This window comes from Enterobacter asburiae (assembly GCF_024599655.1).
Classification (GTDB): domain Bacteria; phylum Pseudomonadota; class Gammaproteobacteria; order Enterobacterales; family Enterobacteriaceae; genus Enterobacter; species Enterobacter asburiae_D.
In genome coordinates this window covers 4436919-4456597 of the sequence record NZ_CP102247.1, presented here as the reverse complement: position 1 = coordinate 4456597, position 19679 = coordinate 4436919, and the positions used below count along the sequence as shown (strand labels likewise).

General features: G+C 55.9%; 17 protein-coding genes and 3 tRNA genes. 17 read left to right on the top strand and 3 right to left on the bottom strand.

What is annotated here, in order from left to right; all coding sequences use genetic code 11:
- Window positions 1–18 precede the first annotated feature (18 nt).
- Both asd and rsgA read right to left on the bottom strand, forming a co-directional pair.
- Window positions 19–987 (bottom strand): archaetidylserine decarboxylase, encoded by a 969-nt coding sequence (gene asd / locus NQ230_RS21180; RefSeq protein ID WP_033144458.1) that lies wholly within the window; start codon window positions 985–987, stop codon window positions 19–21.
- Window positions 988–1084: 97 nt separating this feature from the next.
- Window positions 1085–2137, bottom strand: coding sequence for a small ribosomal subunit biogenesis GTPase RsgA (gene rsgA, locus NQ230_RS21175; protein WP_023334242.1), 1053 nt, complete (start codon window positions 2135–2137; stop codon window positions 1085–1087).
- A 107-nt stretch (window positions 2138–2244) separates the two neighbouring features.
- Here rsgA and orn point away from each other — a divergent pair, with 107 nt between their 5' ends.
- The 4 genes from orn to NQ230_RS21155 all read left to right on the top strand — a co-directional run bounded on the left by orn (window position 2245) and on the right by NQ230_RS21155 (window position 3295).
- Window positions 2245–2790: an oligoribonuclease gene (gene orn / locus NQ230_RS21170; RefSeq protein WP_121424841.1), complete on the top strand. Its 546-nt coding sequence runs from the start codon at window positions 2245–2247 to the stop codon at window positions 2788–2790.
- Between the two features lie 196 nt (window positions 2791–2986).
- Window positions 2987–3062, top strand: a tRNA-Gly gene (locus NQ230_RS21165).
- 45 nt (window positions 3063–3107) lie between these two features.
- Window positions 3108–3183: transfer RNA gene (locus tag NQ230_RS21160), tRNA-Gly, on the top strand.
- Window positions 3184–3219: 36 nt separating this feature from the next.
- Window positions 3220–3295 (top strand) — tRNA-Gly (locus NQ230_RS21155).
- Between the two features lie 270 nt (window positions 3296–3565).
- Here the strand turns inward: NQ230_RS21155 and queG are convergent.
- Window positions 3566–4705 carry a tRNA epoxyqueuosine(34) reductase QueG gene (queG, locus tag NQ230_RS21150; RefSeq protein WP_257259016.1) on the bottom strand — a complete coding sequence of 380 codons (1140 nt, stop codon included), beginning with the start codon at window positions 4703–4705 and terminating at the stop codon, window positions 3566–3568.
- On the opposite strand from queG, the gene nnr reads away from it, so the two are divergent.
- From nnr to rnr, 13 genes are all read left to right on the top strand, one after another.
- A complete protein-coding gene (nnr, locus tag NQ230_RS21145; RefSeq protein WP_257259014.1) occupies window positions 4704–6227 on the top strand; it encodes a bifunctional ADP-dependent NAD(P)H-hydrate dehydratase/NAD(P)H-hydrate epimerase in 1524 nt (507 codons plus the stop codon). The genes queG and nnr overlap by 2 nt on opposite strands.
- On the top strand, window positions 6220–6681 hold the full coding sequence (gene tsaE, locus NQ230_RS21140; RefSeq protein WP_013095283.1) for a tRNA (adenosine(37)-N6)-threonylcarbamoyltransferase complex ATPase subunit type 1 TsaE: 462 nt from the start codon (window positions 6220–6222) through the stop codon (window positions 6679–6681). The genes nnr and tsaE overlap by 8 nt, the downstream gene beginning before the upstream one ends.
- A 16-nt stretch (window positions 6682–6697) precedes the next feature.
- Window positions 6698–8032, top strand: coding sequence for an N-acetylmuramoyl-L-alanine amidase AmiB (gene amiB, locus NQ230_RS21135; RefSeq protein ID WP_257259012.1), 1335 nt, complete (start codon window positions 6698–6700; stop codon window positions 8030–8032).
- A 9-nt stretch (window positions 8033–8041) separates the two neighbouring features.
- Entirely contained in the window at window positions 8042–9886 is a 1845-nt protein-coding gene (gene mutL, locus NQ230_RS21130; protein ID WP_257259011.1) for a DNA mismatch repair endonuclease MutL, read from the top strand.
- The gene (gene miaA / locus NQ230_RS21125) at window positions 9879–10829 is read left to right on the top strand and encodes a tRNA (adenosine(37)-N6)-dimethylallyltransferase MiaA (protein WP_257259009.1); all 951 of its coding nucleotides are present in this window, start codon (window positions 9879–9881) and stop codon (window positions 10827–10829) included. The genes mutL and miaA overlap by 8 nt, the downstream gene beginning before the upstream one ends.
- 85 nt (window positions 10830–10914) lie before the next feature.
- Entirely contained in the window at window positions 10915–11226 is a 312-nt protein-coding gene (gene hfq, locus NQ230_RS21120; protein WP_023334248.1) for an RNA chaperone Hfq, read from the top strand.
- A 74-nt stretch (window positions 11227–11300) separates the two neighbouring features.
- The gene (gene hflX, locus NQ230_RS21115) at window positions 11301–12581 is read left to right on the top strand and encodes a ribosome rescue GTPase HflX (protein ID WP_023310136.1); all 1281 of its coding nucleotides are present in this window, start codon (window positions 11301–11303) and stop codon (window positions 12579–12581) included.
- A 56-nt stretch (window positions 12582–12637) separates the two neighbouring features.
- The gene (gene hflK, locus NQ230_RS21110; protein ID WP_121424846.1) at window positions 12638–13897 is read left to right on the top strand and encodes an FtsH protease activity modulator HflK; all 1260 of its coding nucleotides are present in this window, start codon (window positions 12638–12640) and stop codon (window positions 13895–13897) included.
- Window positions 13898–13899: 2 nt separating this feature from the next.
- On the top strand, window positions 13900–14904 hold the full coding sequence (hflC, locus tag NQ230_RS21105) for a protease modulator HflC (RefSeq protein ID WP_023334250.1): 1005 nt from the start codon (window positions 13900–13902) through the stop codon (window positions 14902–14904).
- 71 nt (window positions 14905–14975) lie between these two features.
- Window positions 14976–15173 carry a DUF2065 domain-containing protein gene (locus NQ230_RS21100; protein WP_003855996.1) on the top strand — a complete coding sequence of 66 codons (198 nt, stop codon included), beginning with the start codon at window positions 14976–14978 and terminating at the stop codon, window positions 15171–15173.
- 104 nt (window positions 15174–15277) lie between these two features.
- A complete protein-coding gene (locus NQ230_RS21095) occupies window positions 15278–16576 on the top strand; it encodes an adenylosuccinate synthase (RefSeq protein ID WP_024907332.1) in 1299 nt (432 codons plus the stop codon).
- Window positions 16577–16769: 193 nt separating this feature from the next.
- The gene (gene nsrR, locus NQ230_RS21090; protein ID WP_121424847.1) at window positions 16770–17195 is read left to right on the top strand and encodes a nitric oxide-sensing transcriptional repressor NsrR; all 426 of its coding nucleotides are present in this window, start codon (window positions 16770–16772) and stop codon (window positions 17193–17195) included.
- A 38-nt stretch (window positions 17196–17233) separates the two neighbouring features.
- Complete coding sequence (gene rnr / locus NQ230_RS21085; protein ID WP_213822744.1) at window positions 17234–19678, top strand: ribonuclease R; 2445 nt, start codon at window positions 17234–17236, stop codon at window positions 19676–19678.
- The last annotated feature ends 1 nt before the right edge of the window (window position 19679 follow it).

Genomic DNA, 19679 nt, shown 5'->3' with positions numbered 1-19679 from the left:
TCAGCGATCCTTTTGTTGTTAACCTTCGTCTTTTTTGTCGTCAACCAGCGGGCTGGCGTCGTGCTCGGCGTTGATCTCTTCCTGTGGCAGCGGAGCAGGTTCTGCATCTGGCGTCACGAAGGTTTCGGTAGAGACCGCCAGCGGCTGGCCCAGTTTGGTGACCGACAGGCTTTCGAGCTGTTCAGCCAGCTTCACTTTGCCCGGCGCAAACAGGTTGATCACGGTAGAGCCCAGCTTGAAGCGACCCATCTCCTGACCTTTCAGCAGGGCCACAGAGCCTTCCGCTTCACCGGCAGGCCAGGTCCAGCGTTTGATCACGCCTTCGCGCGGTGGGGTGATGGTGCCCGCCCAGACGGTTTCGATGCTGCCTACGATGGTTGCACCCACCAGAATCTGTGCCATAGGGCCAAATTCAGTATCGAACAGACAGATGACGCGCTCGTTACGGGCAAACAGGTTCGGCACGTTCTGCGCGGTCAGGTGGTTTACGGAGAACAGGTCGCCCGGGACGTAAATCATTTCACGCAGGATACCGTTACACGGCATATGCACGCGGTGATAGTCGCGCGGTGACAGATAGGTAGTGGCAAACGTACCGTTGCGGAACAGATCCGCCATCAGGTAGTTACCTGCCAGCAGCGCTTCCAGACTGTAGTTATGGCCCTTCGCCTGCAGGATTTTGTCGTCTTCGATGTTACCCAACTGGCTGATCACGCCGTCTGCTGGCATCACCAGGACATTAGGATCGGTGTTCAGCGGGCGCACTTCGTCACGCAGCGGGCGCACGAAGAACTCGTTGAAGGTGCGGTAGCTGGCGGTGTCCGGCTTCTGCGCCTCTTTCATGTCGACCTTGTAATATTTTACGAAAAGGTCGATGACCAGTTTGGTCAGCCAGCCCGCGCGTTTGCTTGCGCCCCAGCCCGCCAGGCGAGTGAGCCACAGTTTTGGCAGAATGTATTGAAGCGAAAGTTTAAATGCGTTTAACAAGGTAGCCTCCAGGCCATTGTTTTGTCGTTCCTGATCCGGCGTTAAGCCGCCGGAACCTGAAAAAAGGGGACGATTTTAGCGATGCTTAGCTTAGTTGTCAGTTATCAGAATCAGAAAAGTTTTTACGCGTTTTTACGTCTTCCATGCTCTCAAGAATACGGTGGTAATTCTCGAAGCGGGTTTCCGCGATCTCGCCTTTCTCAACCGCTTCACGGATAGCGCAGCCTGGGTCGTTATCGTGTTTACAGTCGCGGTATTTACAAGCGCCTAAATAATCATGGAATTCGACAAATCCGTTAAAGATTTGTTCCGGCTCAAGGTGCCACAAACCGAACTCACGCACCCCTGGGGAGTCAATCACGTCGCCGCCGTGCGGGAAATGATACAGACGCGAGGCGGTGGTGGTGTGCTGGCCCAGACCCGAGACGTTGGACACATCGTTAGTCAGGATCTCTTGCTGGAGGCCAAGCAGGTTGTTCAGCAGGCTCGATTTACCCACGCCGGACTGGCCCGCAAAGATGCTGATACGGTCAGTCAGCGCCTCTTCTAACGGCTTAAGGCCATCTTTGGTGTGGCTGGAGACCATCAGTACGCGATAACCGATCTTACGGTAGATATCCATCTGCTCATTCACGAAGGCCATACCGTCGTCATCCAGCAGATCGATTTTATTCAACACGATGATCGGTTCAACCTGCAGCGTTTCGCAGGCGACAAGGTATCGGTCGATAATGTTGAGCGAAAGCTCAGGTAAAATCGCCGAAACAATGACGATCTGGTTAATGTTGGCGGCAATCGGTTTTACGCCATCGTAAAAATCCGGTCGGGTGAGCACCGACGTGCGTTCATGCACGGCTTCAACGATGCCCTTAACCGTGACCCCTTCAGCGGCCTCTTTACCCGGACGCCAGACCACGCGATCGCCGGTAACCAGTGAACGGATGGTGCGACGGATATTGCAACGGTGAATATCACCGTCGGCGGATTCGACATCGGCATGCATACCGAAACGGCTAATGACTACGCCTTCTGTCGCTTCACCAAACAGGTTGTCGTCATAATCCGGCTTCTCCGAAGTGGTTTTAAGACGGCGCTGGTGGTTGGCGTTTACGCGGCGCTGCTGCCCTTTGGAGAGTTTATTTTTACTCAATCGCGCTGGCTCCTGGTCGCCCGTAAGGGGCAAAACCTCTATGATACACTCTAATTAATACTAGTTAACCTGCTACTGCCGGTTATGCGAGAAGGGTGGAAAATAACATGAGCGCGGATGAAAACAACCTGATTTGGATCGATCTCGAAATGACCGGGCTGGATCCCGAGCGCGATCGCATCATTGAAATTGCAACTCTGGTGACGGACGCTAACCTGAATATCCTGGCTGAAGGGCCAACGATTGCGGTGCATCAGTCCGACGATCAGCTGGCTTTGATGGATGACTGGAACGTGCGCACCCACACCGGCAGTGGCCTGGTGGAGCGCGTGAAGGCGAGCACGTTTGGCGACCGTGAGGCGGAGCTGGCAACGCTTGAGTTCCTGAAACAGTGGGTTCCGGCAGGCAAATCGCCAATCTGTGGGAATAGCATCGGCCAGGATCGCCGCTTCCTGTTTAAGTACATGCCGGAGCTGGAGTCTTACTTCCACTACCGCTATCTGGATGTCAGCACCCTGAAAGAGCTGGCGCGTCGCTGGAAGCCTGAAATCCTCGACGGCTTTAAAAAGCAGGGGACCCACCAGGCGATGGACGATATCCGTGAGTCCGTGGCGGAGCTTTCCTACTACCGCGAAAACTTTATTAAGCTGTGATTTTGCGATCCGGCGCCTTGCGTGGCCGGGTTTTTGTCGTTAAATTGTTCAGCTTGCCGATTTAATAAGCATTTGAACTTAATTTCGAAAAAATCGCTTTAAGGGGGGTTGCAGCTAAAAGGATTTCTCGTATAATGCGCCTCCCGTAACGACAGAGAATTACACGTTACGACAGCAACAAAAGCAGTGCAGATTTGCGGGAATAGCTCAGTTGGTAGAGCACGACCTTGCCAAGGTCGGGGTCGCGAGTTCGAGTCTCGTTTCCCGCTCCAAAATTTGAAAGTATCTCCGGATACGCCCAGCACCAGAACACCCAAGCGGGAATAGCTCAGTTGGTAGAGCACGACCTTGCCAAGGTCGGGGTCGCGAGTTCGAGTCTCGTTTCCCGCTCCAAAATTTGAAAGTGCTTCTAAAGCACGGACCACCCAAGCGGGAATAGCTCAGTTGGTAGAGCACGACCTTGCCAAGGTCGGGGTCGCGAGTTCGAGTCTCGTTTCCCGCTCCAAATTCTTCTTAATCTCTAAAGTATCCACAGCGAAGAAACTCGTTGGGGACGTTTTCTGTTGTCTCTGAAATACTCTTGTGAACAGAGTTATCCACAGAAACCGCGCTTACCCTGAACAGGGTTAAAACTTAGCAGGGTGAATAGTATCCATTTAACGCACTGTATTTAATGGATAAATTTTCATTTCAAAATGTTAGCGAGATCACTTGACCTCTTCTCCAGCCCAGATGGTGCTTGAGTTTGTAATTTTATTCACAGGCTGTGAATAGATCAGGCATCCCGTGTAAGCCCTTTTTCAATCACTCTCACCAGACGCTGTTTCTTCGGTAGCTGCACCTCGATCGCACAGGCATTACGCTTCTCAATTTGCTGCGCAATCGCCCATTCTATGTGTTCATCAAGAAGTGGGTGCTCACCTCTACGGCTTTCAAGCGCCCGCACGTTCGCTTCATCCCACGGGGCATTACCCAGCGCAACGGCAACATTACGCAGCCAGCGCAGATGACCGATGCGGCGAATGGCCGAACCTTCCGTCACTTTCAGGAACCAGGCTTCGGTCCAGGCGAACAGTTCAATGAGCTGCGGCGCATGCAGCGCCTTACGCGGGCTGAAATCCTCTTCGTCCGTGAGCTGCGAATAGCGGTTCCACGGGCAGATCAGCTGGCAATCGTCACAGCCGTAGATCCGGTTTCCGATAAGCGGTCGAAATTCTTCGGGAATGGCCCCTTCCAGTTCGATAGTGAGGTAGGAGATGCAGCGGCGCGCATCAACGGTGTAAGGCTCTACGATGGCACCCGTCGGACAGATGGTCATGCAGGCCACGCAGCGCCCGCAGCCTTCCTCTACCGGGCCGTCTACCGGCAGCGGTAAATCAATCAGCAGTTCACCCAGGAAGAAGAACGATCCGGCGTCGCGGCTAAGGATAAGTGAGTGCTTACCTGTCCAGCCAAGCCCGGCTTTTTCGGCGATTGGGCGCTCAAGAATAGGCGCAGAATCGACAAAGGGTCTAAAATTCAGCGAAACACAGTGCTGCTGAATAGTTTCCCCGAGTTTTTTTAAACGGTTACGCAAAAGCTTATGATAATCACGTCCCAGGGCGTACCGGCTGACGTAACCCAAAGAGGGATTTTTTAGCGTGCGCGCAAAGGCCGCGTTGGCGGGCAGGTAGTTCATGCGCACGCTGATGACGCGTAATGTGCCCGGCAAAAGCTCGTGAGGACGCGCGCGCATCATGCCATGACGCGCCATCCATTCCATTTCGCCGTGGTATTGTTTGTCCAGCCAGGCCTGCAGTTTCGGCTCGCTGGCGGAAAGGCCGGTATCGGTAATGCCCACCTTCTGGAAGCCAAGCTCAGCACCCCACTGTTTTATTTTTTGCGCTAATTCATTGAGATCGAGGGGCTGTGACATGACGGACCATACGGTGAAGAAAAACCCCGCAAGTATACCACATTCCATCTGGCATGCGGATGACCTCCGTCGCGCCGAAAAAGAGGCCGCAGACAGCCTCGGGATTACCCTTTATGAACTGATGCTGCGCGCGGGTGAGGCGGCGTTTAACGTTGCCCAGAGCGCCTACCCGCAGGCCGCCCACTGGCTGATTCTGTGCGGTCACGGCAATAACGGCGGCGACGGCTACGTCGTCGCCCGTTTGGCGGTTGCGGCAGGTATCCGCGTGACGTTGCTGGCCCTGGAGAGCGATAAACCTCTGCCGGAAGAGGCCGATGCGGCGCGGGAGGCGTGGCTTAACGCGGGCGGTGTGATTCATGCGCCTAATATCGTCTGGCCGGAAGAGGTGGATCTGATTGTGGATGGTCTGCTGGGTACCGGGCTACGCAGTGCGCCTCGTGAGAACATTGCCGCGCTTATTGAACACGCTAACAGACATTCCGCGCCGGTAGTCGCCCTGGATATTCCCTCTGGCCTGATTGCACAAACCGGCGCGACGCCGGGAGCGGTCATTCAGGCTGCCCATACTGTGACCTTCATCGCCCTCAAGCCAGGGTTACTGACCGGTAAAGCGCGAGACGTCGTTGGCGTGCTGCACCACAATGCGCTGGGGCTGGAGAGCTGGCTGGCCGGGCAGGAAATGCGCATCGCGCGTTTTGATGCGTCTCAGCTTGCGGCGTGGCTCCCGCCGCGCCGTCCGACGTCCCATAAGGGCGATCACGGCAGGCTGGTGATTATTGGCGGCGACCACGGTACGGCAGGTGCGATTCGCATGACCGGCGAAGCGGCGCTGCGCAGCGGTGCCGGATTAGTGCGAGTACTCACTCGCATCGAGAATATTGCGCCGATCGTTACAGCCCGACCGGAGCTGATGGTGCACGAGCTTACGCCCCAGGCGCTTGAAGAGAGCCTTGAATGGGCGGATGTAGTGGTGATTGGCCCGGGTCTTGGGCAGCAGGCATGGGGTAAACAGGCCCTGCAAAAGGTCGAGAATTTTCGTAAACCGATGCTGTGGGATGCCGACGCGCTGAACCTTCTGGCAATCAATCCGGATAAGCGTCACAATCGCATTCTGACGCCACACCCCGGCGAAGCCGCGCGGCTGCTTAACTGCAGCGTGGCAGAAATTGAAAGCGATCGCTTACTTTCTGCTCAGCGTCTGGTAAAACGTTACGGAGGTGTTGCTGTTTTGAAAGGGGCAGGAACCGTTGTCGCCAGCGATGAGGCACAGGGCATTATTGATGCCGGAAATGCGGGCATGGCAAGCGGCGGCATGGGCGATGTGCTTTCCGGCATCATTGGCGCATTGCTTGGACAGAAACTTCCCCTTTATGATGCAGCCTGTGCGGGCTGCGTGGCCCACGGTGTCGCGGCGGATAAACTCGCCGCGCGTTACGGTACACGCGGTATGCTGGCCACCGATCTTTTTTGCACGCTGCGGCGTGTTGTTAACCCGGATGTGATTGACGTAGAAAATGACTAATCGAGCGATTCCTTTACCTGATGAACAAGCCACTTTAGAACTCGGCAAGCGCGTGGCGCAGGCCTGTCAGGGGGCAACCGTCATTTATCTGTATGGTGATTTAGGTGCGGGTAAAACCACCTTCAGCCGGGGTTTTTTGCAGGCGTTAGGGCATAACGGGAATGTGAAAAGCCCAACCTACACGCTGGTCGAACCGTACACCCTTGAAAATCTCATGGTGTACCACTTCGATTTATACCGCCTTGCGGATCCTGAGGAGCTGGAATTTATGGGGATCCGTGATTATTTTGCCAACGACGCCATTTGCCTGGTGGAGTGGCCGCAACAAGGTGCGGGTGTGCTGCCTGACCCGGATGTCGAAATTCACTTAGATTACCAGGCACAAGGGCGTGAGGCACGCATCAGTGCTGTTTCCTCATCAGGCAGTTCCTTACTGGCGCGACTGGCCGGTTAAGCGTAGGGATGACGGGATGATAAATCGCGTTAAAGGTTGGTTGTTGGCTGCCACCGTGCTGCTGTGCGCGCAGGCCGGGGCGGCAAACCTCTCAGATATTCAGGTATCAAACGGCGAAAGCCAGGCCCGGATCACGTTCAGCTTTATGGGCGATCCTGAATATGCGTTTTCACAGCCAGACAGCCACAGCGTGGCGCTGGATATCAAGCAGACTGGCGTGATCCAGGGGCTACCGCTGCGGTTCAGCGGTAACAACCTGGTGAAAAGTATCCGTTCGGGAACGCCGCAGGATAGCCAGTCGTTACGCCTGGTGGTCGATCTGACCGAAAAGGGTAAAACGAAGGCGGTGAAGCAGCAAAACGGGGCGAACTATACGGTGGTCTTTACCATCAATGCCGACGCACCGCCTCCACCGCCGCCGGTCGTAGCGAAGCGCGTGGAAGAACCGGTATATACGCCGCGTCCTTCTGAACCTGCGCGTAATCCGTTTAAATCGCAGAACGACCGCATTACTGCGGCAACCAGCAGCAATACGGTGACGCGTCCGGCGGCCAGCGCGCGACGCGCGACGGTCAGCGGTGACAAAGTGATTATCGCCATTGATGCGGGCCACGGCGGGGAAGATCCGGGGGCGATTGGCCCTGGCGGCACGCGAGAAAAAAACGTGACCATCGCTATCGCGCGTAAGCTGCGTTCGCTACTCAATGACGACCCTATGTTTAAAGGCGTGTTGACCCGCGACGGGGACTACTTTATCTCCGTCATGGGACGCTCGGATGTGGCGCGTAAGCAAAACGCGAACTTCCTGGTCTCCATTCATGCGGACGCCGCACCGAATCGTAGCGCCACCGGCGCCTCGGTTTGGGTGCTGTCGAACCGTCGCGCTAACAGCGAAATGGCCAACTGGCTGGAAGAGCATGAGAAGCAGTCTGAACTGTTAGGCGGCGCGGGCGACGTGCTGGCGAACAGCCAGTCCGATCCGTACCTCAGCCAGGCGGTGCTGGATTTACAGTTCGGTCATTCTCAGCGCGTCGGGTATGATGTCGCCACTAACGTATTGAACCAGCTGCAAAGCGTTGGCGTGCTGCATAAGCGTCGTCCGGAACATGCCAGCCTCGGCGTTCTGCGCTCGCCGGATATCCCGTCCATCCTTGTCGAGACGGGCTTTATCAGTAACAACGGTGAAGAGCGTCTGTTGGGAAGCGACAGCTACCAGCAGCAAATTGCCGAAGCGATTTATAACGGTCTGCGTAAATATTTTGATGCCCATCCGCTGCAGTCCGCGCCGCAGAGCGGCGCTGCCCAGACGGCCAGTGCAGCGCTACCGGGTGAGATGACCGCGACCAACTAAGGAGAATTCATGCCGATTCAGGTTCTACCGCCGCAGCTCGCGAACCAAATCGCCGCCGGTGAGGTGGTGGAACGCCCTGCGTCGGTGGTGAAGGAGCTGGTGGAAAACAGCCTCGATGCGGGCGCAACCCGCATCGATATTGATATCGAACGCGGTGGCGCGAAGCTTATCCGCATTCGTGACAACGGCTGTGGCATCAAAAAAGACGAGCTGGCGCTGGCGCTGGCCCGTCACGCCACCAGTAAAATTGCCTCTCTGGATGACCTGGAAGCGATTATTAGCCTCGGTTTTCGCGGTGAAGCGCTGGCCAGTATCAGCTCGGTTTCGCGCTTAACGCTGACCTCCCGTACCGCTGAACAGCAGGAAGCCTGGCAGGCTTACGCCGAAGGGCGCGATATGGATGTGACGGTGAAACCCGCGGCGCACCCTGTCGGCACGACGCTGGAAGTCCTGGATCTGTTCTACAACACCCCCGCCCGACGCAAGTTTATGCGTACCGAGAAGACCGAGTTCGGCCATATCGACGAGATCATTCGCCGTATCGCGCTGGCCCGCTTCGATGTCACCATCAACCTCAGCCACAACGGCAAGGTGATGCGCCAGTATCGCGCGGTGGCAGAAGGGGGACAGAAAGAGCGCCGTTTGGGGGCGATCTGCGGTACGCCGTTTCTGGAACAGGCGCTGGCCATTGAGTGGCAGCACGGCGATCTGGCTTTACGCGGCTGGGTTGCCGATCCCAACGCGAGCAGCGCTGCGTTTGCGGAGATCCAGTATTGCTACGTAAACGGCCGCATGATGCGCGACCGTCTCATCAATCACGCGATTCGCCAGGCCTGCGAAGACAAACTCGGGGCCGATCAGCAGCCTGCTTTCGTCCTTTATCTGGAAATCGACCCCCATCAGGTGGATGTGAACGTCCATCCCGCCAAGCATGAGGTGCGGTTCCACCAGTCGCGTCTGGTCCACGACTTTATTTATCAGGGCGTGGCCACCGTGTTGCAGCAGCAGGCAGAGCCAACGCTGCCGCTGGAGAACGACGCCCCTGCACCGCGTCCGCTGCCAGAAAACCGTGTCGCGGCAGGCCGCAACCATTTTGCGGAGCCTGCCGTCGCGCGTGAACCGGAAGCCCCGCGTTACTCCCCGGCAGGGAGCGCACCGCGTCCAACGGGCGCGAACTACCCGAATGCTCAGCCAGGCTATCAGAAGCAGCAGGGCGCGTTGTACCGCAAGCTGCTGGAAACGCCTGCCGTGGAGCGTAAAGAGCACATTCCGGCCGCTCAGCCTTCTCTGGACGGCCATAGCCAGAGTTTTGGCCGGGTGCTGACGATTATTGCGCCGGATATGGCACTGCTTGAGCGTGACGGCAAATTGATGCTTCTGGCACTGCCGGTCGCCGAACGCTGGCTCAAGCAGGTGCAGCTCACGCCAGGTGAAAATGCAGCCTGCGCGCAGCCGTTGTTAATTCCGGTTCGCTTGAAAATATCCCCTGAAGAAACAAGGGTATTGCAGCGTGCCGAGCCGCAGCTGACGCAAATGGGGATTGAAACTGTGCTCGAACCACAACATGTGACAATTCGTGCAGTGCCTTTACCCTTACGCCAACAAAATTTACAAAACTTGATTCCTGAACTGATAGGCTACCTGGCGCAGCAAACATCGTTTGATGCCGCCAACACTGCGCAGTGGATCGCCCGCCATCTGGCAAGCGAACACGCGCCGTGGAGTATGGCGCAGGCCATTAGCGTGCTGGCGGAGGTGGAACGCCTCTGTCCGCATCTGGTGAAAACGCCGCCGGGTGGGTTATTACAACCTGTTGATTTACAAACGGCGATGAACGCCCTGAAACATGATTGACGCAAGTAAGGCGAGCCTGCCTAAGGCAATATTTTTAATGGGCCCAACGGCCTCCGGCAAAACGGCGCTAGCCATTGAGTTGCGTAAAGTTTTGCCTGTAGAGTTGATTAGCGTCGACTCCGCCCTCATCTACCGAGGGATGGACATCGGCACGGCGAAGCCTGACGCAGAAGAGTTGCGTGCGGCACCGCACCGTTTGCTGGATATTCTCGACCCGACTCAGGCGTACTCCGCAGCGGATTTCCGCCGGGATGCCTTAGCCGAGATGGCCGAGATAACGGCAGCGGGACGTATACCGCTGTTGGTTGGCGGAACCATGCTCTATTTCAAGGCGTTGCTGGAGGGGTTGTCACCTCTGCCATCCGCGGATCCGGAAGTAAGAGCGAAAATTGAGCAGCAGGCGGCAGAGCAGGGTTGGGACGTTTTGCATCAGCAACTGGCGGAGATTGACCCGGTTGCGGCAGCACGGATCCATCCAAATGATCCGCAAAGGCTTTCCCGGGCACTGGAAGTTTTTTTCATTTCGGGTAAAACTTTAACGGAACTGACGCAAACGTCAGGAGACGCTCTGCCGTATCAGGTGCATCAGTTCGCCATCGCCCCGGCGAGCCGTGAACTGCTCCATCAGCGAATTGAGCAGCGTTTTCATCAGATGTTAGCTTCAGATTTTGAAGCAGAAGTGCGGGCGCTATTTGCCCGTGGAGATTTGCATACGGACATGCCTTCCATTCGTTGTGTGGGATACCGCCAGATGTGGTCGTATCTTGAAGGTGAGATTTCATACGATGAAATGGTTTATAGAGGTGTTTGCGCCACGAGACAGTTAGCGAAGCGCCAGATCACCTGGTTGCGCGGTTGGGACGGCGTTCACTGGTTAGACAGTGAAAAACCACAACAGGCGTTAAACGAAGTGATTGAGGTTGTTGGTGATATCGCTCACTGAATGTGTACAATTGAGACGTATCGTGCGCAATTTTTCAGAATCGCAAGGTTCTAAGTACAAAACAAGCATATAAGGAAAAGATAGAATGGCTAAGGGGCAATCTTTACAAGATCCGTTCCTGAACGCATTGCGTCGGGAACGTGTTCCAGTTTCTATTTATTTGGTGAATGGTATTAAGCTGCAAGGTCAGATTGAGTCTTTCGATCAGTTTGTGATTCTGTTGAAAAACACGGTCAGTCAGATGGTCTACAAGCACGCTATTTCTACTGTTGTTCCGTCCCGTCCGGTATCTCATCACAGCAATAACGCTGGCGGCGGCACTGGTAGTAACTACCATCATGGCAGCAGCGCGCAGGGTTCTTCAACGCCGGCGCAGGACAGCGACGAAACCGAATAAGGTTTCGCACTGTTATCCACACGGGGAGCCAGGGATCCTGCGTTCCCCGCTGATCTTTTTAGAGAGGTTTACGCTTGTTTGACCGTTATGATGCCGGTGAGCAGGCGGTGCTGGTACACATCTATTTTTCGCAAGACAAAGATATGGAAGACCTCCAGGAGTTTGAATCTCTGGTCTCTTCCGCCGGTGTCGAAGCAATGCAGGTGATTACCGGTAGCCGTAAAGCGCCGCACCCAAAGTATTTTGTTGGTGAAGGTAAAGCAGTCGAAATTGCGGATGCCGTAAAAGCAACCGGCGCGTCAGTCGTGTTGTTTGATCATGCGCTGTCTCCAGCCCAGGAGCGCAACCTGGAAGCCCTTTGCGAATGCCGTGTTATCGATCGCACGGGTTTGATTTTAGATATTTTTGCTCAGCGTGCACGTACCCACGAAGGGAAACTGCAGGTTGAGCTGGCGCAGCTGCGCCATCTGGCAACGCGTCTGGTGCGTGGCTGGACACACCTTGAAAGACAAAAAGGCGGGATTGGTTTGCGCGGCCCGGGTGAAACCCAGCTCGAAACCGACCGTCGTTTGCTGCGTGGCCGAATTACCCAGATCCTTTCACGTCTGGAACGTGTAGAGAAACAGCGTGAGCAGGGACGTCGGGCGCGAACGAAAGCCGACATCCCGACGGTGTCGCTGGTGGGCTATACCAACGCCGGTAAATCCACCCTGTTTAACCAGATAACCGAGGCCCAGGTTTATGCCGCAGACCAGCTGTTTGCGACCCTGGACCCTACGCTGCGCCGTATTGACGTTGCAGACGTCGGTGAAACGGTGCTGGCGGATACCGTAGGGTTTATCCGCCACCTGCCGCATGACCTGGTGGCGGCGTTTAAAGCCACCCTGCAGGAGACGCGACAGGCGACTCTGCTGCTGCACGTGATTGATGCGGCAGACGTGCGCGTGCAGGAGAACATCGACGCGGTGAACGTGGTGCTCGAAGAGATCGACGCCCATGAGATCCCAACGCTGTTGGTCATGAACAAGATCGATATGCTGGACGATTTCGAACCGCGTATCGACAGAGATGAAGAAAACAAACCGATTCGGGTCTGGCTTTCTGCCCAGACCGGTATTGGTGTGCCACTGCTTTTCCAGGCTTTGACAGAACGTCTTTCCGGTGAGGTAGCTCAGCACACGCTGCGACTGCCGCCACAGGAAGGCAGGCTGCGCAGCCGGTTTTATCAGCTTCAGGCGATAGAAAAAGAGTGGATGGAGGATGACGGCAGCGTGGGGATGCAGGTGCGTATGCCGATCGTTGACTGGCGTCGCCTCTGTAAACAAGAACCTGCGCTGGTCGACTATATCGTCTGATCAGAAAGGGGATGCCTGAATAATTCGCCCTTGCATAACAAATATGGAGCATATACATGGCGTGGAATCAGCCCGGTAATAACGGACAAGACCGCGACCCGTGGGGAAGCAGCAAACCTGGCGGCAACTCTGAGGGAAATGGCAACAAAGGTGGTCGCGAGCAGGGGCCGCCGGATCTGGATGATATCTTCCGCAAACTGAGCAAGAAGCTTGGTGGCCTTGGCGGAGGAAAAGGTTCTGGCTCGGGTGGCAATTCCACTCAGAGTTCGCGCCCGCCAATGGGGGGCCGCGTAGTGGGCATCGTGGCCGCTGCGGTAGTCATCATCTGGGCAGCCAGCGGGTTCTACACCATTAAAGAAGCAGAACGCGGCGTGGTCACCCGTTTCGGTAAGTTCAGCCATCTGGTTGAGCCGGGTCTGAACTGGAAGCCGACCTTCATTGACGACGTGACCGCGGTAAACGTGGAATCCGTCCGTGAACTGGCCGCCTCTGGCGTGATGCTGACCTCTGACGAAAACGTGGTGCGCGTTGAGATGAACGTGCAGTACCGCGTGACCGATCCTGAGCGTTATCTGTTTAGCGTGACCAGCGCCGATGACAGCCTGCGTCAGGCGACCGACAGCGCCCTGCGCGGTGTGATCGGTAAATACACCATGGACCGTATCCTGACCGAAGGTCGTACCGTTATTCGTAGCGATACCCAGCGCGAGCTGGAGGAGACCATTCGTCCGTACAACATGGGTATCACCCTGCTGGACGTCAACTTCCAGGCTGCGCGTCCGCCGGAAGAGGTGAAAGCCGCATTTGACGATGCGATTGCTGCCCGTGAAAACGAACAGCAGTACATCCGTGAAGCAGAAGCGTACACCAACGAAGTTCAGCCACGCGCTAACGGTCAGGCGCAGCGTATTCTGGAAGAAGCGCGCGCGTATAAGACGCAGACCATCCTGGAAGCTCAGGGTGAAGTGGCTCGCTTTGCGAAGATCCTGCCGGAATACAAAGCGGCACCTGAAATTACCCGTGAGCGTCTCTATATCGAGACCATGGAAAAAGTGCTGAGCCACACCCGTAAAGTGTTGGTTAACGACAGTAAAGGCGGAAACCTGATGGTTCTGCCGCTGGATCAGATGCTGAAAGGCAGTTCTGCGCCAGCAGCGAAAGGCGACACCAGCGGCGCGAACAACCTGCTGCGTCTGCCGCCAGCCTCATCAGGCAGCGCCAGCACGAACACAACGCCTTCTTCGAACGATGGTGACATTATGGACCAACGCCGTGCTAACGCGCAGCGTAACGACTACCAGCGTCAGGGGGAATAAGGATGCGTAAGTCAGTTATTGCGATCATCGTCATCGTACTGGTCGCGCTTTATACCTCGATCTTTGTGGTGAAAGAAGGCGAGCGTGGGATTAAGTTCCAGTTCAGCAGCGTCGTGCGTGATGGCGACAAACGTCCGGTGATTTATGAGCCGGGCCTGCACTTCAAGGTGCCGTTCATTCAGTCAGTGAAAACGCTTGATGCGCGTATCCAGACCATGGATAACCAGGCCGACCGTTTCGTGACCAAAGAGAAGAAAGACCTGATCGTTGATTCCTATATCAAATGGCGCATCAGCGATTTCAGCCGTTACTTCCTGGCAACGGGCGGCGGTGACGTTTCTCAGGCAGAAGTGCTGCTGAAACGTAAGTTCTCTGACCGTCTGCGTTCCGAGATTGGTCGTCTGGATGTGAAAGACATCGTGACCGACTCCCGCGGTCGTCTGACCCTGGAAGTTCGCGATGCGCTGAACTCCGGTACCGCGGGCACGGAAGATGAAGTTTCAACGCCGGCAGCAGATGATGCGATTGCCAAAGCGGCGGAACGCGTTCAGGCGGAGACCAACGGCAAAGTGCCGGTGATCAACCCGAACAGTATGGCTGCGCTGGGTATCGAAGTGGTTGACGTGCGTATCAAGCAGATCAACCTGCCAGTAGAAGTGTCCGAGGCGATTTACAACCGTATGCGCGCCGAGCGTGAAGCGGTAGCCCGTCGTCACCGTTCACAGGGCCAGGAAGAGGCTGAGAAGCTGCGTGCAGCAGCGGACTATGAAGTCACCAAGACGCTGGCGGAATCTGAGCGCCAGGGCCGTATCCTGCGCGGTGAAGGCGATGCCGAAGCGGCGAAGCTGTTCGCAGATGCCTTCAGCCAGGATCCTGACTTCTACGCCTTTATCCGTAGCCTGCGTGCTTACGAGAATAGCTTCCAGAGCAACCAGGATGTGATGGTGCTCAGCCCGGACAGCGATTTCTTCCGTTATATGAAGACGCCGACTAACGCAACGCGATAAACTCAGGCACGTTTGAGTATTCAAACCACCGCTCTCAACGGAGCGGTGGTTTTCTTTTATAAGGAATAAAAATGAATTCAACGATCTGGCTCGCACTGGCTTTGGTCCTGGTGCTGGAAGGTCTTGGACCGATGCTTTATCCGCGCGCCTGGCGTCGAATGATCGCCACGATGAGCCAACTGCCGGATAATATTTTGCGTCGTTTCGGCGGAGGTCTTGTGGTTGCGGGCATCGTGATCTACTACATGTTGAGGAAAACGATTGGCTGATCAAAAAGTAGGCGCAATCGGCGTATTTTGAGGTCAAAAAGTGCTGTATATCTGAAAAAGCGATGGTAGAATCCATTTTTAAGCAAACGGTGATTTTGAAAAAAATGGGTAACAACGTCGTCGTACTGGGCACCCAATGGGGTGACGAAGGTAAAGGGAAGATTGTTGATCTTCTGACTGAACGGGCTAAATATGTTGTACGCTACCAGGGCGGTCACAACGCAGGCCATACTCTCGTAATCAACGGTGAAAAAACCGTCCTCCATCTTATTCCATCAGGCATTCTTCGTGATAACGTCACCAGCATCATCGGTAACGGCGTTGTGCTGTCTCCTGCTGCGCTGATGAAAGAGATGAAAGGTCTGGAAGACCGTGGTATCCCTGTTCGTGAGCGTCTGCTGCTCTCCGAGGCCTGCCCGCTGATTCTGGATTATCACGTGGCGCTGGACGTAGCGCGTGAGAAAGCGCGCGGTGCGAAAGCGATCGGTACCACCGGTCGTGGTATCGGCCCGGCTTACGAAGATAAAGTTGCGCGTCGCGGTCTGCGCGTGGGCGACCTCTTCGACAAAGCCACCTTCGCTGAAAAACTGAAAGAAGTGATGGAATATCACAACTTCCAGCTGGTGAACTTCTACAAAGCTGACGCTGTTGACTACCAGAAAGTGCTGGATGACGTCATGGCGATCGCTGACATTCTGACCGGTATGGTTGTTGATGTGTCCGATCTGCTGGACCAGGCGCGCAAGCGTGGCGATTTCGTCATGTTCGAAGGTGCGCAGGGTACGCTGCTGGACATCGACCACGGTACCTATCCGTACGTGACCTCCTCTAACACCACTGCAGGTGGCGTGGCGACCGGCTCTGGCCTGGGTCCACGTTATGTGGATTACGTTCTGGGCATCATCAAAGCATACTCCACTCGCGTGGGTGCAGGTCCATTCCCGACCGAGCTGTTTGATGAAACCGGCGAGTTCCTGTGCAAGCAGGGTAACGAGTTTGGTGCGACCACCGGTCGTCGTCGTCGTACCGGCTGGCTGGATGCGGTTGCAGTGCGTCGTGCAGTGCAGATCAACTCCCTGTCTGGCTTCTGCCTGACCAAGCTGGACGTACTGGACGGCCTGAAAGAAGTGAAAATCTGCGTAGGCTACCGTATGCCAGATGGCCGCGAAGTGACCACCACTCCGCTGGCTGCTGACGACTGGGAAGGCATTGAGCCAATCTACGAAACCATGCCGGGCTGGTCTGAGACCACTTTCGGTGTGAAAGAGCGTAGCGGCCTGCCGCAGGCGGCGCTGGATTACATCAAGCGTATTGAAGAACTGACCGAAGTGCCGATCGATATTATTTCTACCGGCCCGGATCGTACTGAAACGATGATCCTGCGCGACCCGTTCGACGCATAATCTTCGTGAATGCTGGCCTGCGGGGTGACCCGTAGGCCGGATAAGCGTAGCGCCATCCGGCGAACGCTCCTGGATCTCCGCTTTTTCGCCCCGTCTGTCAAATAAATTAGCCGCTAACTATCTGGCTGGTTTATCATCATTAATGAATATCTCTGCGGTTTGACCGCGTTTTCCCTTTTTTCCTGAGGTTGATGTGCAGTTAACAAGTTTCACCGATTACGGCTTACGTGCGCTGATTTACATGGCGTCGTTACCCGAGGGGAAGATGACCAGTATCTCTGAAGTCACAGAGGTCTACGGCGTATCCCGTAATCATATGGTCAAAATAATCAATCAACTTAGTCGTGCCGGATACGTTGCTGCCGTCCGCGGGAAGAATGGTGGGATCCGTCTCGGTAAACCGGCACAGAGTATTCGTGTGGGCGATGTGGTACGTGAACTGGAGCCGCTGTCTCTGGTGAACTGCAGCAGCGAGTTCTGCCACATCACGCCCGCTTGCCGCCTGAAAAAGGCGCTTTCAAAGGCCGTGCAAAGTTTTCTCATGGAACTGGATCACTACACGCTGGCCGATTTGGTTGAAGAGAATCAACCGCTTTATAAATTATTGCTGGTGGAATGAAGAAAATTTCCACCGGAGCTGACAACGGAGGAACCGACATGTCACATGATCCTTTCCAGGAACGCGAAGCCGAAAAATACGCGAATCCTATTCCCAGCCGCGAGTTCATCATTGAACACTTAACAAAACGCGAAAAACCCGCCAATCGTGAAGAACTTGCCGTTGAATTAAACATTGAAGGTGAAGAGCAAATTGAAGCCCTTCGCCGCCGCCTGCGCGCAATGGAGCGTGACGGGCAGTTGGTCTTTACCCGCCGCCAGTGCTACGCGCTGCCAGAACGCCTCGATCTGCTGAAAGGGACCGTTATTGGTCACCGCGATGGCTTCGGCTTCCTGCGCGTGGAAGGCCGTAAAGACGATCTGTACCTCTCATCTGAACAGATGAAAATGTGCATCCACGGCGACCAGATCCTGGCGCAGCCGCTGGGCGCTGACCGTAAAGGTCGCCGCGAAGCGCGCGTGGTACGCGTTCTGGTGCCAAAAACCAGCCAGATCGTCGGCCGCTACTTTACCGACGCGGGCGTGGGCTTCGTGGTGCCGGACGACAGCCGTCTGAGCTTCGACATCCTCATCCCACCTGAAGAGGTGATGGGCGCCCGCATGGGCTTTGTGGTGGTGGTGGAACTCACCCAGCGCCCAACCCGTCGCACCAAAGCGGTAGGTAAAATCGTCGAAGTGCTTGGCGACAACATGGGCACTACCATGGCCGTTGATATGGCGCTGCGCACCCATGAGATCCCCTACGTCTGGCCGAAAGCGGTTGAAGATCAGATCGAAAGCCTGCGCGAAGAAGTGCCGGAAGAGTCCAAAGTGGGCCGCGTGGATCTGCGCTCCCTGCCGCTGGTCACTATCGACGGTGAAGATGCCCGCGACTTCGATGACGCCGTCTACTGTGAGAAAAAACGCGGTGGCGGCTGGCGCCTGTGGGTCGCTATTGCAGACGTAAGCTACTATGTTCGTCCGCACACCCCGCTGGATAACGAAGCGCGCAGCCGCGGAACCTCGGTCTACTTCCCGTCGCAGGTCGTGCCGATGCTGCCGGAAGTGCTGTCTAACGGCCTGTGCTCCCTGAACCCGCAGGTTGACCGCCTCTGTATGGTTTGCGAGATGACTATCTCCACCAAAGGGCGCTTAACCGGCTACAAGTTCTACGAAGCGGTGATGAGCTCGCACGCGCGTCTGACCTATACCAAGGTCTGGCATATGCTGCAGGGCGACCAGGATCTGCGCGAACAGTACGCGCCGCTGGTCAAACACATCGAAGAGCTGCATAACCTCTACAAAACGCTGGATCAGGCGCGCGAAGAGCGCGGCGGGATCTCGTTTGAGAGTGAAGAAGCGAAATTCATTTTCAACGCAGAACGCCGCATTGAGCGTATCGAGCAGACCCAGCGTAACGACGCGCACAAGCTGATTGAAGAGTGTATGATTCTGGCGAACATCTCGGCGGCACGATTCGTCGAGAAAGCCAAAGAGCCTGCGCTGTTCCGTATTCACGATAAACCGTCGACGGAAGCCATCACCGCGTTCCGCTCCGTGCTGGCTGAACTGGGTCTGGAGCTGCCTGGCGGTAACAAGCCAGAGCCGCGCGATTATGCCGAGCTGCTGGAGTCCATTGGCGACCGTCCTGACGCAGAAATGCTGCAGACGATGCTGCTGCGCTCTATGAAGCAGGCGATTTACGATCCGGAAAACCGGGGACACTTCGGCCTGGCGCTGCAGTCTTACGCCCACTTTACCTCGCCGATCCGTCGTTATCCTGACCTCTCTCTGCACCGTGCGATCAAGTATCTGCTGGCGCAGGAGCAGGGCCATAAAGGGAACACCACCGAAACCGGTGGCTACCACTATTCGATGGAAGAGATGCTGCAGCTGGGTCAGCACTGCTCCATGGCCGAACGTCGTGCCGATGAGGCAACCCGCGACGTGGCGGACTGGCTGAAGTGTGACTTTATGCTCGATCAGGTGGGTAACGTCTTTAAAGGCGTGATTGCCAGCGTGACCGGCTTTGGTTTCTTCGTTCGTCTGGACGAGCTGTTCATCGACGGTCTGGTGCACGTCTCCAGCCTGGATAACGACTACTATCGCTTTGACCAGGTCGGTCAGCGGCTGATTGGCGAATCTGGCGGCCAGACCTATCGTCTGGGCGACCGTGTCGAAGTGAAGGTCGAAGCTGTGAATATGGACGACCGTAAAATCGACTTCAGCCTGATCTCCAGCGAGCGCGCGCCGCGTAACGTCGGCAAAACCGAGCGTGAAAGGGCGAAAAAAACCGGTAACGGTAAACCGGGCGGCGGTAAACGTCGTCAGGCGGGCAAGAAGGTAAACTTCGAGCCGGACAGCGCCTTCCGCGGCGAGAAGAAACAGAAGCCGAAGGCGGCGAAGAAAGAAGCCCGTTCAGCGAAAAAACCGTCCGCGAAAACGCAGAAAATAGCTGCCGCCACCAAAGCGAAACGCGCGGCCAAGAAAAAGCAGGCGGAGTAAA

Coding starts and splice junctions, on each gene's coding strand:
- hflK (WP_121424846.1), top strand. CDS start 12,638: ATGGCGTGGAATCAGCCCGGTAATAACGGACAAGACCGCGACCCGTGG.
- hfq (WP_023334248.1), top strand. CDS start 10,915: ATGGCTAAGGGGCAATCTTTACAAGATCCGTTCCTGAACGCATTGCGT.
- nnr (WP_257259014.1), top strand. CDS start 4,704: ATGACGGACCATACGGTGAAGAAAAACCCCGCAAGTATACCACATTCC.
- miaA (WP_257259009.1), top strand. CDS start 9,879: ATGATTGACGCAAGTAAGGCGAGCCTGCCTAAGGCAATATTTTTAATG.
- hflC (WP_023334250.1), top strand. CDS start 13,900: ATGCGTAAGTCAGTTATTGCGATCATCGTCATCGTACTGGTCGCGCTT.
- queG (WP_257259016.1), bottom strand. CDS start 4,705: ATGTCACAGCCCCTCGATCTCAATGAATTAGCGCAAAAAATAAAACAG.
- mutL (WP_257259011.1), top strand. CDS start 8,042: ATGCCGATTCAGGTTCTACCGCCGCAGCTCGCGAACCAAATCGCCGCC.
- NQ230_RS21095 (WP_024907332.1), top strand. CDS start 15,278: ATGGGTAACAACGTCGTCGTACTGGGCACCCAATGGGGTGACGAAGGT.
- NQ230_RS21100 (WP_003855996.1), top strand. CDS start 14,976: ATGAATTCAACGATCTGGCTCGCACTGGCTTTGGTCCTGGTGCTGGAA.
- orn (WP_121424841.1), top strand. CDS start 2,245: ATGAGCGCGGATGAAAACAACCTGATTTGGATCGATCTCGAAATGACC.
- tsaE (WP_013095283.1), top strand. CDS start 6,220: ATGACTAATCGAGCGATTCCTTTACCTGATGAACAAGCCACTTTAGAA.
- rnr (WP_213822744.1), top strand. CDS start 17,234: ATGTCACATGATCCTTTCCAGGAACGCGAAGCCGAAAAATACGCGAAT.
- amiB (WP_257259012.1), top strand. CDS start 6,698: ATGATAAATCGCGTTAAAGGTTGGTTGTTGGCTGCCACCGTGCTGCTG.